The sequence below is a fragment of the Crocosphaera watsonii WH 8501 genome (assembly GCF_000167195.1).
Classification (GTDB): Bacteria; Cyanobacteriota; Cyanobacteriia; order Cyanobacteriales; family Microcystaceae; genus Crocosphaera; species Crocosphaera watsonii.
Map to the genome: position 1 here is coordinate 1 of NZ_AADV02000007.1, position 15,293 is coordinate 15,293.

Sequence of the window (15,293 nt, forward strand, 5' to 3'; positions counted from 1 at the left end):
ATTCAATTTCTAACCGACTCGTCATAGATGTTTTCCCTGATTTAATTTTAGCGACATATAGGTATTAGTTTGGTTATTGATCAAATAGATACTTTAGTCGCCAAGGATTTGATCAAGATGCCTCACTCTTGATCACTCTGCAAAACAGTTTTAGAAACAATACGAGTTTTCTTCCGTTGCGCTTCGCTAAGTTCTTCCCCTGCTTGTAACTGAGTGGCGTTGGTTTGCAAAACTGTGGCTGCGCTTTTATCTCCTAATTGTAAAGCGGTTTTAGCTGCTGTTTGTAATAATGTAGCTGCCCCCTGACGATCGCCTTTATTTAACTTGGCTTCGGCTAACTGGGTTTGACGATATTTAGCTAAGGTTAAGATAGATTTCTGGACGTTACTATCAACTTTGGCCTCATATACCCCTTGCACTTCTACGGTTAGAGGAATTTTCTCCGATAATAAAGCGGTTTGAGATAAAGCAGGATCGTCATAACGCACTTGTACTGTACCGATAGTATGATTCACTGGAGACAATTGACTCAAATAGAGGTTAACCAGGATCACCCGTGCATTATCCGTCATTAAGTCCCCCAAACGCACAATATAGGTGTTGCCTTCCTGTTGGGCGTTTAATTCTACGGTTTCCGGTTCCACTTGGGCCACCGGTTTAAATTCTGCCAGACGTACCTCTGTAGTCAATTCTAAGCAAAGATAAGCATTGGTTAACCCCACGGACTGCATACGGGTAAAGAGGCGGCTAAACTCCGTTAATGCTTGTTCTGGTTGTTCGATATAACAGAGAGTTCCCCCTACTGAGTCGGCAATACTTTCTAAAACATCTTGATTCCAATGGTTGCCAAACCCGAGAGTATTGAGGGTAATATTGTATTCTCCTGCAACCTGGGCTAATTTTAAACAACGTTCGTTATCACCGTGTTCATTTTCCCCATCGGTTAATAAAAAGATTTGAGAAACCCGATCTTCTTTCCCCAAAGCAACCTGTTTGATCCCTAACTTCATCCCCTCATCGATAGAAGTTCCCCCTTCTGCTTTGAGAGATGCGATCGCATCTTTAACCCCATCTATCTCATCCACGGGTTGGTTGGGAACAATCACTTTTGCCCGATGGTCAAAGGCTACTACAGAGAGGCGATCATCGGGTCCTAGACCTTCCACTAAATAGGAAGCCGCTTCTTTAACCGTTTTCATTGGTTTCCCTGACATCGAGCCACTATGGTCTAAAATTAAGCCCAAATTTAAAGGGAGACTGCGATCGCTACTCTCACTGACAGCAGAAAGAGAGATAGCAACTTGTCGTTGACTGTTGCTTTGATTAGCATCAATATGACTATCGTTTAAGGCACTTTTTAAGTTAACTTTCATAATCGGTTCTGCACACTAGACCAGGGTTTTATGGGATTGAATAGCCTTTTATTCAAGGATAAATCATCATCTACAAATTATTTAAAAATTTTTTCTAGTACGATCCTTTTGTGAAGCAGTAGTAAAGTAATCGTTAAATGAATCAGGAATCTCTAACCATCTGTCTCAGGCAATTCTAGGATTAGAAGTAGCACAGTTTTTTAGTGATGGGCATTCTTATGGATGGGCTACAACAACAAATTAATGAACTTAATCAACAAGTTACACAACTTAATCATATTGTTGAACAGCTTAGCCTACAGATGGGGTCATCTCACCTACATAGTGAAGCGGTGGTTAACGAAAAGTTACCGACGCAACCCCATTCTATAGCGAGCGTGTCTCCTTCGGTTTCTCCCAGTTTGCCGAGAACCAACCACTATCAGTCAGTAATGGACCATAAAGATATTTTACTAGATGATAGTGACACTCACACTCTAATCGCCCCTGAAGAAGAACCTTTATTAACCACCGATCTTCAGGTTAGACGATTAACCGCACAACTGACAGCCGCTTATAATCGCATTGCGGCCTTAGAAGAACAACTACTAGCTTGTCGGATGATGCCTTGATTTATCAAAGTAGGAAGGAAAAGGGGCGAGAAATAGAGTTAAGTGATGAGCCTTTGATGAAAGCAAAGGTTAATTATTAGGCAGAGTGGTTTGAGGAATAGCTGCCCCGTTGGGTTGAGAAGGGAGTAAAGGATTAGTCGGATAATTACCTAACCCGTTAGCAGGATTATTGGGACGGGTTGGAGGAAAATTATTGGGATAGCCTCCAGGCAAACTATTTTGGGATGGTAAAGGGGTCAAACTCGGATCATTCCAAGAACTAGGACTTGCTTCGTTTTCCCCAGGTAACGTGGCCAAGGCAACGCGATCGCCCCCTACTTCTCGTAACATATCTAAAAGTTGGATCACCTCGTTATAAGTGGCGTTTCTAGAAGCATGAAGCACCATTAAACCTTGGGGGTTTAATTGATGATAGCTCTTAATCTGATTGAATAATTGATTACGAGTGACTAATTGCTTTTCGACATAAACTTGACCAAAATCATCCAAACTCACCACCAACATTTCCCGCATTTGGGGGGTTCCTGAGCCGGCTTTGGGTAAATCTAAACTGATGGCCTGCTGACGGGACAATCCCACCGCACCCAATATGAAAAATGTCAAAATACAGAATATGACATCGATCATGGGTAAAATTTCGATGCGTACTTCTTGGGGAGAGGAAGCGTCTTGCCATAACTTCAACGGTCGAGAATAAACCGAAGATGATGGGGATTTTTTCTGTGGAGCTTTACGAGCAGTCATAGGTCAATATTTAAAAAAATGAGTATATTATGCTTATTCATCAAAAGTTTCTGTAAACTTTGAAGGAGTATTGGCGGAAAGGACGGAAGGATCGCCGTTGCTGTCTGACCAGCGTTGACGATAAATCACTTCTAACTCACTGCCAGCTTTACGAAAGACCCTTACCTGATTCGACCAAAGGGACTGAAAAAGGCGATAAAAAGTCAAACTTATGATGGCAACAATCAATCCCGTCGCAGTTGAAATAAGTGCCTCCCCGATACCCAGAGTAACACCTGTGGTTGAGGAAGTGCCAAGATCGCTAATTTGGATATCTCCTAAAGAGGTAATCAAACCCAAAACCGTCCCGAGTAGTCCGAGTAGGGGAGATAGAGCAATCACTGCTTCTAACACTTTGTCCCCTCTTTTCATCAAGGCCAGTTCGTCATCGGCCGAGGATTCTAGAGCTAAATGGAAAACTTCTGGGTCAGGATTAATTAATCTCAGGGGGCCATAGAGGAAACTCCCCATGGGGTGCTTATTATTTTCTCTAGCCACTTTCGGGGCAGCATCCCAGTTATGAGCCGCCATTTCTAGCACTCGATTGACAATTTTTCTTTCTTTGAGTAGAAACTGTATCCAAAACACAGAACGTTCAATAATGGTACTCAATGCTAATACGGACAAAATAAGTAGTGGCCACATTGCCGGTCCACCTTTTGTCATAATTTCTTGGATATTCACAGTTTTGCTTAACCTCCGTTGCTTGCTCCTCGTGGAGAAACATATTAACAGTTGTAATGATTTATTTACAATTTATGAGATTCTTGTTTAGCAATCAATTATATCCCCAAAGAAGAAAATATTGTTCAAATACAAACGGAAAAACCCTAATAGTTATGACATTGGTATCCGTACTTGGAGTTATTGGACTTTTAACCCTAACCACAATGAACATTTCTGTATTGCAAATAGGATAGATGGTGATGAGGACTCTAAAAAACACGAAAGCTGCCTTAAGCTTTCTCTCAATTCTCTGTTGTTTGAGTGGTTTAATTGCTGTTTCAAAAACAGATATGACCGCCATATTCAAAGACGTTAAAGGGTTACGAGAAGTTTCCCCCAGAATTGTTTTTCCCCAACGGACTCTTCAAGAAAGACATTTAGTCGATGCACAAGTACGATTTGGCTTTAAGTTGTTCTCTACGCTCACAAAAAGTCAAAAAAACGAAAATATCTTAATTTCTCCCACCAGTATTGCCCTGACATTATCCATGCTCTACAATGGGGCAACAGGAACCACTCAAAAAGAAATTGCTCAAGGACTGGCCTTGAGAAACATCAATGCTAATACCCTCAACCGTGCTAATCAAACCCTATACAATGACTTAAACACTCACGGACTTTATAATAGCTTAATTGTCACTAATTCTCTCTGGGCAAAAGAGGGGTTTTCTTTTCGTTATCAATTTCGTAAAAATAGTCGCAAGTATTATCAGGCTAAGATATCTAACTTAGATTTTTCTAGTTCTGAAGCTGGAGGAATTATGAACCGTTGGGTGAAGGAAGAAACCCAAGGGCAGGTTCGGAAAATTATGGATTCTACTCAGGCTGATGATGTTCTTTTTCTCATTAATACTGCTACTTTTCAGGGACTATGGGAAATGGGATTTGATAGGGATTTAACCCGGGATAAACCTTTTTATCTAAAGAATCAGTCGGTTAAAAATTACCCTTTTATGTCCCGTAAAGGAACTTATAAATACTTAGAAACCCCTCAACTACAGGCCGCAGAACTTCCTTACGCTAACGGACGCTTTAGTTTATATTTATTCCTGCCAAAACCAGAAAGCGATTTACCGACAATTCTCGAAGAAATTACGGCTAAAAAGTCAAGAAAACTATTATCTAAATTTCGGAAACGTCAAGGAGTATTGGAATTACCTCGCTCACAGTTAAAGGATGAACTAAACTTGACAAATGCTTTAAAAGAGTTGGGTTATTCAACCATGTTTGATCCCGACAAAGCGGAATTTTCTCAGCTAAGTTCTCATCCTACTTATATCAGTGGCATGAAACATCAAACTATTTTAGTCATTAATGAAGAGGGTGTTACCTCTCCTCCCGAAGATGATTTATTAATCAAAAAAGCATCCATGGATAATACAAAAGAAGAATTTTCTTTAACTATTGACCGTCCTTTCTTGTCTATTATTAGGGATAATGACACAGGAAATGTTTTATTTATGGGAATGATTTATGAACCTTAAAGTTATATTTTTAGTTCTTACTGTCATCAAACTTAGGCAAACTCTCTAGAAAATTATCTAAGTTTAAATCCGATAATTTAATTTTTTTTATTCGTAGCGATAGCTCTTATATCCTCCTTTTAAAACAGTGACTGCCCAACCAATTTGATCTAGAATAAACCCTAAACTTTGGGAGCTTTGTCCTCCTCTCCAGTAATAGATTAAAGGAGAATAACAAGGATCTTTATTGATAAAGTGTTGATTTATTTGTTGAGAAATATTATTGAAGATTAAGGATGCTCCAATTTTTTTAGCTTCAAAGGGAGATACTTGTTTATAAATTGTACCCACTTTCTTGCGTTCTTGATTATTAAGAACAGGTAAATTAATTGCCCCAGGAATATGATCCTCAGCAAACTCATTTTCTGATCTAACATCTATGATTTCATTTTGAGATCCTGACAAAGTAAAGTCACTAAAATTTGTTGTTCTCAAAATTATAGTTTATAATACTTAGTGATGAGTATCCATCTAATTTTAACAATTATGGAAATTCTCTGGTTACAGTTTATTCATTTCAATCTACAATTAAACTAAGACTACTTATCCCTAGCTATTCCCAGACTATAATCTTATCGTCTTCATAATTCTTTTCAGGCAAAACCTTGGATAAGAATTACCCTACATTTTTCCTGTCATGAGACATTATATTTAAAACCTATCCTTGTACCGAGGGTATCGTTAATTATTCAAGAGCTATTATCGCTTAATTATAATGGAAATTGTCAAACAACTCAAGCAAATTGTGATTATTCTTTTGGTTTTTGCTGTAGTTAATCTTTGTTTACTATCTTTCCAAAGCTATCAAATGACCAAATATGGCAGGGTTGTCAACTTTTCTGGAATTGTCAGAGGAGCAAGTCAAAAGCTGGTTAAAAATGAGTTAAGTAATTATCCAAAAGATCAAGAAATTGAAAAAATAAATGCTATTATTCAGGGATTAATCAAAGGAGATAAAACCCTTGATCTTCCCCTAGTCAAAAATAAAATTTTTCAAGTTAAAATTAGTATTGTTCAAGAAAAATGGACAGATTTAAAAGCAGAAATAATAGCATTTAGAGAAGGGAAATCCACAAAGCAACAACTCTTACAAATAAGTGAAGATTTTTGGATAGTAACCAATGATGCAACTTTTGCCTCAGAAAATACCGCTTCTAGTCATATTCAATCCCTGAGAAAATTATATTTAGTCCTTTTTTTGATTAATCTTACTGTCTTAACCTTTGTTTGGAAAATAAACAAAAAAATATCTCTAAACATTAAAGATCGTATTCGGGCTGAAATTTCTCTGAAAAGTTCTGAAGAAAAGTTTCAGCAATTAGCGAATAATATTAATGAAGTCTTTTGGATGACTGATATCAATTTTCGAGAGATTATTTATGTAAGTCCAGCTTATGAAAAGATTTGGGGTAAAACTTGTGAAAGTTTGTATCTAGATATCAATCAATGGAAAAATTCTATTTATCCTCAAGATGTATCTTTCTTTGATAGAGTATTGGAAAATTTTTTAATTAACCAAGAGGGAACCTTTTACTTAGAATATCGTATCTTAAGTTCTGACAATCAAATTTACTGGATACACCATCGCGGTTTTTTGATTAAAAATATTGAAAATCAAGCCTATCGAATCGCTGGAATTGCTGAGGATATTACCCAGAAAAAAAATATAGAAATCTGTCTTAGAGAAGAATTAAAGCAGACTATCCTTTTACAAACAATCACCAAGAAAATTAGAGCTAGTTTAGAGATAGAAACTATTTTAAATAATACTGCTCATATTCTTGCCATAAAAATGAAGATAGATAGTTGTTTGATTTATACTTATATTGGAGATGATCAGTTTCAACTAAATCTAATTGGTACAAATATTAATAAAAATATAAGGCATTATGACTTTTTGAATCAGTTAGATAAGGATGATTCTTATCTCAAAAGAATCATAGATGAGGATAAAGCAGTAGTAATTAATAAGATTGAGGAGGAACCTTTACTGATATCTAATCAGCATTTATTGCAAGCAGAAAATATAAAATCTCTCTTAACGATAAGAACGTCCTATAAGCAAAATATTAATGGTGTAATTGAATTACATCAATACGATAAAATTCATAACTGGCAGCCAAAAGATATAAAATTAATTGAAGCAGTTGCCTCTCAATTAGGAATTGCTATTGCTCAAGCGAACCTACTGGCGGAAAATAAAAAACAATTAGAAAAGTTAAATCAACAAAATATACAATTACAAGAAAAAAGCAAACAAGCAGAGGCAGCTAATAAAGCTAAGACAAATTTTTTAGCTAATATGAGTCACGAAATTAGAACTCCCTTAAATGCAATTTTGGGATTCTCTGATTTACTTAGTCAAAAAATTATCGATCCAGAAAATGTAAATCATCTTCAATCTATTATTTTTAGCAGCAATAATTTACTGGCATTAATAAATGATATTTTTGAGTTAATTAGACTAGAATCAGGAATAGTAAAAGTAGAATCTGAAACTGTTAACCTAACAGAAATAATTAGACAGATTTATTACAAGTTTAGTGAGAAAGCAAACCAGAAAAATATAAAATTAATTGTTAATCTTAACAAGAATATACCAGATATATTAGAATTTGATAAGCTTAAACTGTACCAAATAATTAATAATTTGCTCAGTAATGCTATCAAATTCACTAAACTAGGTTCCGTGAAAGTTGATGTTTGGGCTAATTATTTTCAAAGCGATCTCAAAACTCGTCAAGAAAACTGTTCTATCGTTATTAGAATAAAAGATACAGGAATTGGTATTTCTCAGGAAAAACAAAAAATTATTTTTGATAGATTTACTCAAGTTTCCCAAGAAACTAACCGAGAGTACGAGGGAATAGGACTAGGTTTAACCCTAACCCAAAAAATGATACAACTCCTAGAAGGAAACCTAAAACTAGAAAGTGAGCTAGAAAAAGGTACTACCATTACTGTCACACTACCCCACCTAAATATTATTCAACTTTCTAATCAAAAAGCTCTCAACTTAATAACCGAAACACAGTTAACTACTCAAGAACAAAAAAATATTGGTCAGCAAAAAAAATTAGTCTTGAGCAATTATCAGAACTCTTAGAAAGACTCTATGATTATCAGGAAAAATCTTGGCCAAAACTTCAACAAACCTTATCAACTAGAGAAATTAAAAACTTTATTTCTTTATTGCTAGACTGGGGACAAACCTATCAATCTCTTGAATTATTAAATTATGCTAAAGAAATTAGCAAAGCTTTAGAGGAATTAGACTTAGAAACCCTTTCACAACTGATTGATCAGTTTCCAGAATTAAGAAATACTTTATTAAATCAATTCTAGTAAAACCCTAAACTGAGATAAAATTGGATTAGTATGTAAGTTATAGATAAGTTTGCTCAAGAATGAGGAATTGAATGATGGATAAAGACACACAATTTGCTGTATTAGTAATTGGATTACCCTTATTAGGATTGCTTTATTGTGGCTTAATCATTGCCTTCTTAATGAATAACCCTTTTGGTCGTGGACATCCTTTAATTACAGGATTTATGGTGATGGTTGTTCCCTTTTCTGTTGCGGCTACAATTTGGATAAAAGCCTCAGCAAAAGCTTATAAAGAACATGATATGAGAAATCATTCTGAAGCCAAGAAAGCACATTCATAATTGATTAATTTTGTTAAAATCCTCTCCTTTTAAGGAGAGGTAATTATTAGTTTATATCCATCCCCACCGCTTGAGAAATATGAGATAATTTATATTTTTCTAACTGTTTAATTAAACCCTGACCAATAGTAGGAATACACCAAGGTCCCCCATAAATCCAACCAGTATATAATTGTAAGAGGCTCGCTCCGGCTGTGATCTTTTCCCACGCATCTTCAGGGGAAAAAATACCCCCTACCCCAATAATGGGTAAACTGCCTTGGGTTTGCTCATAAATAAATCGAATAACTTCCGTGGAACGTTGACGAAGCGGCTGGCCGCTAATTCCACCCGCTTCTTCTTCCATAGGATGACCAGTTTTTTCCAAAATTTTTGTCTTTAAGCCCTCCCGTTTAATAGTGGTATTTGTAGCAATAATTCCAGCTAAATCGTAGGTTTTAGCTAAGTCAATAATGAGCTTAATTCCTTCCCAATTTAAGTCAGGAGAAATCTTGACAAAGAGAGGTTTTTTCCCTTGATTAACCGATTGTAATTCGTGTAAAATAACGTTTAGTTGTTCCCCAGCTTGTAGCGATCGCAGTCCAGGGGTATTGGGAGAACTAACATTGACCACAAAATAATCTGCATAATCCACAAGATAGGAGAAACTGCCCACATAGTCCGAAGCTGCTTTATCTAATGGGGTAATTTTCGACTTACACAAATTAATTCCTATGGGAATTTGACGGGGTTGCCTCTGCCAGGTTTGGGCTAAAGTTTGGGTAATTATTTCAGAACCCTGATTATTAGCACCTAAACGATTTAAAGCCCCTTTATCCTTGGGTAAACGAAATAAACGCGGTTTTGGGTTGCCAGGCTGACCATGAAGGGTTACAGCCCCAATTTCAGCAAATCCAAACCCTAAATGACCCCAGATACCAGCCCCCAAACCGTCCTTATCACAGCCGGCCGCTAAACCCACAGGGGTTTTAAAGGTTAACCCCCATAACTTTTGCTGGAGACGATCATCTTCAAAACGAAAAGAACCCTCGAAATTAGATAATAGCCATCGTCCCCAAACTGTGTGACGATTTTCGTCCAAACTATGAAGAGTTTTTAAGAGTTGTTGATGGGCATTTTCTGGATTATTTCGAGCTACTCTTAGGACAAAAGGATACAAGGGTTGGGCAAAGTTAAACATTATCAATCTTATTATTTTGTTCAGAATAGGAAACCCACAATTAGCATAACCCTATCTGTTTAGAAAAACTATTAATTATAGATTAATTTTTGTCTTTAATAATAAAGACTACTCCAGACTATGCGGTTGAGTTCAAAAAACCATGAGTAAATATAATTTAAAATGAACAGAGTTTCATTATCAATTTGATATTTATTGACCCTTCGAGATACAATGGGGGTGGTATCAACTTTTTTGCCTTTTAAATATAATAAGTATTATGGCTCATGCAACCGATATAAAAGCCCTAGCCCGTTGGATGTGTGCTGATTTTAGTAATCAAGAACAAGCTTTTGAAAATCCTCCTTTTTATGCTCATATTAGGGTTTGTATTCGTCCTTTACCCATCACTAATTTTCCCGAACCTAGCTTATTCTTAGAACAAGCTTATGATTACGCTTTGGATCAACCTTATCGGGTGCGAGTATTAAGACTAAAAATTGTTGAAGGCAGAATGGAATTAGAAAATTATAAACTTAAAGAAAAAGAAGGCTTTTTAGGAGCAGCCCGTGATCGAGAAAAACTCAAAAAAATAACCCCTGATGACCTTGAATTAATGCAGGGGTGTGATATGTTTATAGACTGGACTGGAAATAGTTTTAAAGGGGTAGTTAAACCAGGGAAAAATTGCCTAGTATTTCGTAAAGGTAAAGAAACTTATTTAGATAACAGTTTTGAAATAGATGACCAAAAATTAATCAGTTTAGATCGAGGCTATGATCCGGTTACAGATGAGTTAGTTTGGGGATCGGTGGCCGGTGCATTTAACTTTAAACGCCGCCAAAGTTTTGCCGATGAAGTTGAATTTTAACCTTAATTTTGATTAAGTCTGCCTCCATTCATAACTTGATCAATCCTTATTTGATGGGGAGTTTTTTCCGGTTCACCTCCTCCCCCCATGGTTTGGGTACAAGCAGAACTACTAAAACAAGACTGGATGTCTTTTTCTATGTCTTCCCTAGCAGATGTTTCCGGCTCTTTATTATTGTTTAAATCTGTTGTTTCTTCGGGTGTTGGGCTAGAATCAACAGGAGTAGAAGGAGCAGGATTAGAGTTAGATGGAGGAGAACATAACCCAGATAAATCGAGGGAATTACCACCTTGATCAACACCATAGCAATCAGGAGCAGCGTTGACATTACTGATAATTAGTGTTGCTCCGAGTAAGGAAGAAACAATAATTCTTCCTGTTGTTAAAAACGGCTTCATAAAATTTGCCTATCCTTCAATAAGTATTCATTGCGATCCTAATCGTTTAGGGTAAGGATAGACATCGCTAAAATTACGGAAACGGATTATCAAAATTAGTTAAATTCTTGAGAAATTTCTGACTTAGTTTTAATAACGGTAGGTATTAGTTCTAAAATTTGCTCAACCGTATCATCAGCAGTTTGCTCTCTATCAATAATAATTCGTAAATCACTTTGAGCATATAAGGGGTTACGTTGCTCTGATAAAGATTGTAACTTCAAACTTAAATCTGTTGTTTGTAAAAGGGGACGAGTTGTATCCTTAGCTAAACGTTGGGTTAGAATAGGAAGAGAAACATCCAACCAAACAATTAAACCATGATGTAAATAACTCCAATTTTTAGGCTTTAAAACGCTGCCACCTCCCGTAGCAATAACACTTTTGGTACAAGAAGCTAATTCGGAAAGAACCTGAGTTTCAAGCTGGCGAAACGTCTCTTCTCCTTGGGTAGCAAAAATGTCATTAATAGTTTGTCCTGTCACTTTTTCAACTAACACATCACTATCAAAAAAACGGTAGTTTAAACGCTGAGCTAAATTTTGCCCCACCGTTGTTTTTCCCGTTCCCATCATACCCACCAAAAATACATTAACCCCTTGAAGTAACTGCTGCATAGTCATTGTCAGAATTGAGAATTTAGGAATTTTGGTCTAATCATTATCCATTGTAAGTCACCCCGTCACCCCGTCACCCCGTCACCCCGTCACCCCATCACCCCATCACCCCACACCCCACACTCCCCATCACCCCACACTCCCCAGATTTGCCTTTGAAACCAGAGAGAGATTGTGCTAAATTTTCTATTAAGGTATACTCCCTGTTCTGCTCTCCACCCTAATTGGAAAAGTTTAGAACAGGCGACGGCATAGTAAACTATCAATACCATCAAATTATCCATCCTTAATTCGATAGCGGATTACAGTCTCAATGTTCTCTAAACAAGTTACAGATTCACCAGTTTATAAATGGTTTAACGATCGTCTAGAAATTCAAGCAATCTCCGACGATATCACCACTAAATACGTTCCCCCCCACGTTAATATTTTCTACTGTCTTGGTGGAATTACTCTAGTGTGCTTTATAGTTCAATTTGCCACTGGGTTTGCCATGACCTTCTACTACAAACCAACAGTTACCGACGCTTTTGCTTCTGTTCAATATATTATGAATGAGGTAAACTTCGGCTGGTTGATCCGTTCTATCCATCGCTGGTCAGCTAGTATGATGGTATTGATGATGATCCTCCATGTTTTCCGTGTTTATCTAACAGGTGGCTTCAAAAAGCCCCGTGAGTTAACCTGGATGACAGGTGTTATCTTAGCGGTTATTACCGTTTCTTTCGGAGTAACAGGATACTCTTTACCTTGGGACCAAGTTGGTTACTGGGCGGTTAAAATCGTTTCCGGTGTTCCTGCTGCTATTCCCGTAGTTGGGGATCAAATGGTCGAACTGCTCAGAGGTGGTCAAAGTGTTGGACAAGCAACCTTAACCCGTTTCTACAGTCTCCATACCTTCGTTTTTCCCTGGTTAATTGCAGTATTCATGTTAGCCCACTTCTTAATGATTCGTAAGCAAGGCATTTCTGGTCCTTTGTAAAGCGCATCTAAATTGAATAATGGTGATCAGTGAACAGTTAATTATCAGAAAATGTTGCATAATTAATCACTGATTATCCATCCTTGGACGAAAGTCCTGCTGATCCTAAATATGTAAATAAGGAGAAATCAATAAATGGCAATCGAAAAAAAGCCAGATCTAAGCGATCCTAAATTGCGCGCTAAGTTAGCTCAAGGAATGGGACACAATTACTACGGTGAACCTGCTTGGCCTAATGACTTACTCTATGTGTTCCCCGTAGTTATCTTCGGAACCATTGGTTTATTAACTGGTTTAGCGGTACTTGATCCCGCTTTAGTGGGAGAACCTGCTAATCCTTTTGCTACTCCCCTGGAAATCTTACCCGAATGGTATCTATACCCCGTTTTCCAAATTTTACGGGTTCTTCCTAACAAGTTACTCGGAATTGCTTGTCAAGGTGCTATTCCTCTGGGTTTAATGTTGGTTCCTTTCATCGAAGGTGTCAACAAGTTCCAAAACCCCTTCCGTCGTCCCGTTGCTACCGCAGTTTTCCTATTTGGAACCGTGGTTACCTTATGGTTGGGTGTCGGTGCTACTTTCCCCATTGATGAGTCTTTAACTTTAGGCTTATTCTAAGCATAACCAGAAAACTTAGTTTTCTTGCCTGTGATTGTTTTTATTCCTGTTTTGGAAAATGCGATCGCAGGTAACTTATTATTTTGGGAAAAAAGAAGTAAGATAATTTTATTTTCAAGGACAGATTTTATGAAAAGAAAGCTAATGCGTCAATTTCCAAAAGACAATTTTTAACTTTCTTGTTCCTACTTTTTAATTTGCTTAGGAAACCCAGGAACTAATACAGATTGATTTAATTCACCTTGTTGATTATAAAATTTTATTTGACCCTCTTCATCGCATAACCAAACTTCCAAAGCTTGAGCTTCTAAATACAACTTTTTCTTAAATTGTAATTCATCTAAACTATTACCAACTGATTTAACTTCTATGCAAATTTCTGGTGCAATAGAAGCAGATGTTTCATCTTGAATAATATCAAATCTTTCCTCTGAACACCAGACTACATCAGCAACTTTAACCCCATCAGAAGTATTAATAGCACATTCTGGCATCACTTCTCCTCTGTCCAATAAAGATTCTAGTAAACGTTGAATTCTTCCTTGATAAAAAGAATGTTTAATCTTGACTGGACTCATTATAATTTGTCCCCATTTATTCAATTCAATCTTAAATGGTAAATCTTGTAACTGTTTATGTTCACAAACTTCTTCCCATTTCATAATTTTTCACCTAAACTAATTGTAGGGTGTATTAGCCTAGCGTAATACACCTGTAATTGTTATGCCCCTACAGTAGATACCATTGCCGATAATAATTGTTCTGGGGATACCTTAAACGGTAAACGATGAATATCAGAATTAGGATGACAAGTGACTATGGCCGCCTGACGTAATTCTTCTAAAGTTACTTGAGATAAACCTAAATCTTCTAAACTTCTGGGTAAGCCAATTTCTTCATAAAATTTTAACAATTGTTGTCGAGATGTGGCCGCTAATTTATTCCCCTGTATCATCTCTTCTAGACGTAATTGAACTAAGATCCCATAAGCCACCTTTTCCCCGTGTAAGGCGTGATGTGCTGCGGGAATATGGGTTAGGCCGTTATGGACAGCATGGGCTGCCACAGTGCGACAGTTTGCCCCTCCTAACCCACCAATAACACCAGCTAACAGTACCGTAGCGTTGACCACTTCTCGCCAGTCTTCTCCTCCTATCTTATCCAAAGCCTTAACCGACTTTTGTAAGAGAATGTCCCGTAATACCCTCGCTTGTTGTACCGCAGCAATGGTGAGGGTGGCCTCAGACTGGCCGCTACTAACAGAAGCTTCATACCATTTGGCGATCGCATCACCAATACCGGCCACTAAAGTCCTTTTCGGGGCTGCTTTAATTAGGTTATAGTCCAAAATTAGTAAATCAGGACAACGGGATAATGGCACATCGTATTGAAATGCCCCCTGGTTAGAATAGACGTTAGAAAGGGCTGTCCAAGCGGCGCAAGTTGCCCCAGAGGTGGGAATGGTAACAATGGGTAATTGTTGCTGATAAGCGAGTAATTTAGCCGTATCAAGAGCTTTTCCTCCACCAACACCAATAATCAAATCAGCTTGATGATTTTGGGTAGCTTCGGTCAAGTTTTTTAGGGAAGTTTCCGAACAGTCAGGGGCGTAGCTATCAAACGCTGCTGTTAACTTAAATTGTTTGAAAATGGGCTTTAAATGTGCTGAGATTAGCTCAAGGGTTTGCTTACCCCCCACCAGTAAAGGACGCTTACCCAAACGAGAGATACCTTTTCCTGCTTGGGATATAATCCCCTCACCTTGAATTACCTGAGTTGGGGAAACAAATAAGGAATTAAGCTTGGTGGTAACTGGAGTAATTTTAGTGGTTTTTGTTGGCATTCGATGACTATAAACAAAGAGTATTATCTAATTTTAGGGTAACAAATTATCTCAAAGAGAATGTTTCCAGATTTTTTAA

The 15,293-nt window shown here is 37.3% G+C and carries 17 protein-coding genes; 8 read left to right on the plus strand and 9 right to left on the minus strand.

What is annotated here, in order from left to right:
- Positions 1-122 precede the first annotated feature (122 nt).
- Entirely contained in the window at positions 123-1,373 is a 1,251-nt protein-coding gene (locus CWATDRAFT_RS11405) for a vWA domain-containing protein (protein ID WP_007305208.1), read from the minus strand.
- 218 nt (positions 1,374-1,591) lie between these two features.
- Here CWATDRAFT_RS11405 and CWATDRAFT_RS11410 point away from each other — a divergent pair, with 218 nt between their 5' ends.
- Positions 1,592-1,984 carry a hypothetical protein gene (locus CWATDRAFT_RS11410; RefSeq protein ID WP_007305148.1) on the plus strand — a complete coding sequence of 131 codons (393 nt, stop codon included), beginning with the start codon at positions 1,592-1,594 and terminating at the stop codon, positions 1,982-1,984.
- Between the two features lie 69 nt (positions 1,985-2,053).
- Here CWATDRAFT_RS11410 and CWATDRAFT_RS11415 read toward each other — a convergent pair whose 3' ends face one another.
- Together CWATDRAFT_RS11415 and CWATDRAFT_RS11420 are read right to left on the minus strand one after the other, a co-directional pair.
- Positions 2,054-2,728, minus strand: a complete 675-nt coding sequence (locus CWATDRAFT_RS11415) for an ExbD/TolR family protein (protein WP_007305207.1) — start codon at positions 2,726-2,728, stop codon at positions 2,054-2,056.
- A gap of 33 nt (positions 2,729-2,761) precedes the next feature.
- Positions 2,762-3,412 (minus strand): MotA/TolQ/ExbB proton channel family protein, encoded by a 651-nt coding sequence (locus tag CWATDRAFT_RS11420; RefSeq protein WP_232287079.1) that lies wholly within the window; start codon positions 3,410-3,412, stop codon positions 2,762-2,764.
- Positions 3,413-3,783: 371 nt separating this feature from the next.
- Between CWATDRAFT_RS11420 and CWATDRAFT_RS11425 the strand changes: the two genes are divergently transcribed.
- Positions 3,784-4,977, plus strand: a complete 1,194-nt coding sequence (locus tag CWATDRAFT_RS11425; protein ID WP_232287077.1) for a serpin family protein — start codon at positions 3,784-3,786, stop codon at positions 4,975-4,977.
- 87 nt (positions 4,978-5,064) lie between these two features.
- On the opposite strand, the gene CWATDRAFT_RS11430 is transcribed toward CWATDRAFT_RS11425, so the two are convergent.
- Positions 5,065-5,451 carry a rhodanese-like domain-containing protein gene (locus tag CWATDRAFT_RS11430; RefSeq protein WP_007305205.1) on the minus strand — a complete coding sequence of 129 codons (387 nt, stop codon included), beginning with the start codon at positions 5,449-5,451 and terminating at the stop codon, positions 5,065-5,067.
- 373 nt (positions 5,452-5,824) lie between these two features.
- Here CWATDRAFT_RS11430 and CWATDRAFT_RS11435 point away from each other — a divergent pair, with 373 nt between their 5' ends.
- The 3 genes from CWATDRAFT_RS11435 (at position 5,825) to CWATDRAFT_RS11440 (ending at position 8,687) form a co-directional block, all read left to right on the plus strand.
- On the plus strand, positions 5,825-8,122 hold the full coding sequence (locus CWATDRAFT_RS11435) for a PAS domain-containing sensor histidine kinase (RefSeq protein ID WP_157134069.1): 2,298 nt from the start codon (positions 5,825-5,827) through the stop codon (positions 8,120-8,122).
- 86 nt (positions 8,123-8,208) lie between these two features.
- Complete coding sequence (locus tag CWATDRAFT_RS37200) at positions 8,209-8,361, plus strand: hypothetical protein (protein WP_157134070.1); 153 nt, start codon at positions 8,209-8,211, stop codon at positions 8,359-8,361.
- A 74-nt stretch (positions 8,362-8,435) separates the two neighbouring features.
- Positions 8,436-8,687 carry a hypothetical protein gene (locus CWATDRAFT_RS11440; protein ID WP_007305151.1) on the plus strand — a complete coding sequence of 84 codons (252 nt, stop codon included), beginning with the start codon at positions 8,436-8,438 and terminating at the stop codon, positions 8,685-8,687.
- A gap of 46 nt (positions 8,688-8,733) precedes the next feature.
- Here the strand turns inward: CWATDRAFT_RS11440 and CWATDRAFT_RS11445 are convergent, their stop codons facing one another.
- Positions 8,734-9,867, minus strand: coding sequence for a quinone-dependent dihydroorotate dehydrogenase (locus CWATDRAFT_RS11445; protein WP_007305204.1), 1,134 nt, complete (start codon positions 9,865-9,867; stop codon positions 8,734-8,736).
- 259 nt (positions 9,868-10,126) lie between these two features.
- On the opposite strand from CWATDRAFT_RS11445, the gene CWATDRAFT_RS11450 reads away from it, so the two are divergent.
- Positions 10,127-10,717, plus strand: a complete 591-nt coding sequence (locus CWATDRAFT_RS11450; protein WP_007305152.1) for a chromophore lyase CpcT/CpeT — start codon at positions 10,127-10,129, stop codon at positions 10,715-10,717.
- Between the two features lie 2 nt (positions 10,718-10,719).
- On the opposite strand, the gene CWATDRAFT_RS11455 is transcribed toward CWATDRAFT_RS11450, so the two are convergent.
- Both CWATDRAFT_RS11455 and CWATDRAFT_RS11460 read right to left on the minus strand, forming a co-directional pair.
- Entirely contained in the window at positions 10,720-11,115 is a 396-nt protein-coding gene (locus tag CWATDRAFT_RS11455) for a hypothetical protein (RefSeq protein ID WP_007305203.1), read from the minus strand.
- A 95-nt stretch (positions 11,116-11,210) separates the two neighbouring features.
- Positions 11,211-11,777, minus strand: coding sequence for a shikimate kinase (locus CWATDRAFT_RS11460; RefSeq protein ID WP_007305202.1), 567 nt, complete (start codon positions 11,775-11,777; stop codon positions 11,211-11,213).
- 307 nt (positions 11,778-12,084) lie between these two features.
- On the opposite strand from CWATDRAFT_RS11460, the gene petB reads away from it, so the two are divergent.
- Positions 12,085-12,753: a cytochrome b6 gene (gene petB / locus CWATDRAFT_RS11470; protein ID WP_007305153.1), complete on the plus strand. Its 669-nt coding sequence runs from the start codon at positions 12,085-12,087 to the stop codon at positions 12,751-12,753.
- A gap of 135 nt (positions 12,754-12,888) precedes the next feature.
- Positions 12,889-13,371 (plus strand): cytochrome b6-f complex subunit IV, encoded by a 483-nt coding sequence (petD, locus tag CWATDRAFT_RS11475; RefSeq protein WP_007305154.1) that lies wholly within the window; start codon positions 12,889-12,891, stop codon positions 13,369-13,371.
- A gap of 185 nt (positions 13,372-13,556) precedes the next feature.
- On the opposite strand, the gene CWATDRAFT_RS11480 is transcribed toward petD, so the two are convergent.
- Positions 13,557-14,033, minus strand: a complete 477-nt coding sequence (locus CWATDRAFT_RS11480) for a Uma2 family endonuclease (RefSeq protein ID WP_007305201.1) — start codon at positions 14,031-14,033, stop codon at positions 13,557-13,559.
- Between the two features lie 59 nt (positions 14,034-14,092).
- Positions 14,093-15,214, minus strand: coding sequence for an iron-containing alcohol dehydrogenase family protein (locus CWATDRAFT_RS11485; protein ID WP_007305200.1), 1,122 nt, complete (start codon positions 15,212-15,214; stop codon positions 14,093-14,095).
- Positions 15,215-15,293: the final 79 nt, after the last annotated feature.

Excerpts from the sequence above, each read along its gene's own strand:
- petB (WP_007305153.1), top strand. The coding sequence starts at position 12,085 with ATGTTCTCTAAACAAGTTACAGATTCACCAGTTTATAAATGGTTTAAC.
- CWATDRAFT_RS11415 (WP_007305207.1), bottom strand. The coding sequence starts at position 2,728 with ATGACTGCTCGTAAAGCTCCACAGAAAAAATCCCCATCATCTTCGGTT.
- CWATDRAFT_RS11405 (WP_007305208.1), bottom strand. The coding sequence starts at position 1,373 with ATGAAAGTTAACTTAAAAAGTGCCTTAAACGATAGTCATATTGATGCT.
- CWATDRAFT_RS11460 (WP_007305202.1), bottom strand. The coding sequence starts at position 11,777 with ATGACTATGCAGCAGTTACTTCAAGGGGTTAATGTATTTTTGGTGGGT.
- CWATDRAFT_RS11425 (WP_232287077.1), top strand. The coding sequence starts at position 3,784 with ATGACCGCCATATTCAAAGACGTTAAAGGGTTACGAGAAGTTTCCCCC.
- CWATDRAFT_RS11485 (WP_007305200.1), bottom strand. The coding sequence starts at position 15,214 with ATGCCAACAAAAACCACTAAAATTACTCCAGTTACCACCAAGCTTAAT.
- CWATDRAFT_RS11435 (WP_157134069.1), top strand. The coding sequence starts at position 5,825 with ATGACCAAATATGGCAGGGTTGTCAACTTTTCTGGAATTGTCAGAGGA.
- CWATDRAFT_RS11480 (WP_007305201.1), bottom strand. The coding sequence starts at position 14,033 with ATGAAATGGGAAGAAGTTTGTGAACATAAACAGTTACAAGATTTACCA.
- CWATDRAFT_RS11420 (WP_232287079.1), bottom strand. The coding sequence starts at position 3,412 with ATGTGGCCACTACTTATTTTGTCCGTATTAGCATTGAGTACCATTATT.
- CWATDRAFT_RS11450 (WP_007305152.1), top strand. The coding sequence starts at position 10,127 with ATGGCTCATGCAACCGATATAAAAGCCCTAGCCCGTTGGATGTGTGCT.
- CWATDRAFT_RS11445 (WP_007305204.1), bottom strand. The coding sequence starts at position 9,867 with ATGTTTAACTTTGCCCAACCCTTGTATCCTTTTGTCCTAAGAGTAGCT.
- CWATDRAFT_RS11455 (WP_007305203.1), bottom strand. The coding sequence starts at position 11,115 with ATGAAGCCGTTTTTAACAACAGGAAGAATTATTGTTTCTTCCTTACTC.
- petD (WP_007305154.1), top strand. The coding sequence starts at position 12,889 with ATGGCAATCGAAAAAAAGCCAGATCTAAGCGATCCTAAATTGCGCGCT.
- CWATDRAFT_RS11440 (WP_007305151.1), top strand. The coding sequence starts at position 8,436 with ATGATGGATAAAGACACACAATTTGCTGTATTAGTAATTGGATTACCC.
- CWATDRAFT_RS11410 (WP_007305148.1), top strand. The coding sequence starts at position 1,592 with ATGGATGGGCTACAACAACAAATTAATGAACTTAATCAACAAGTTACA.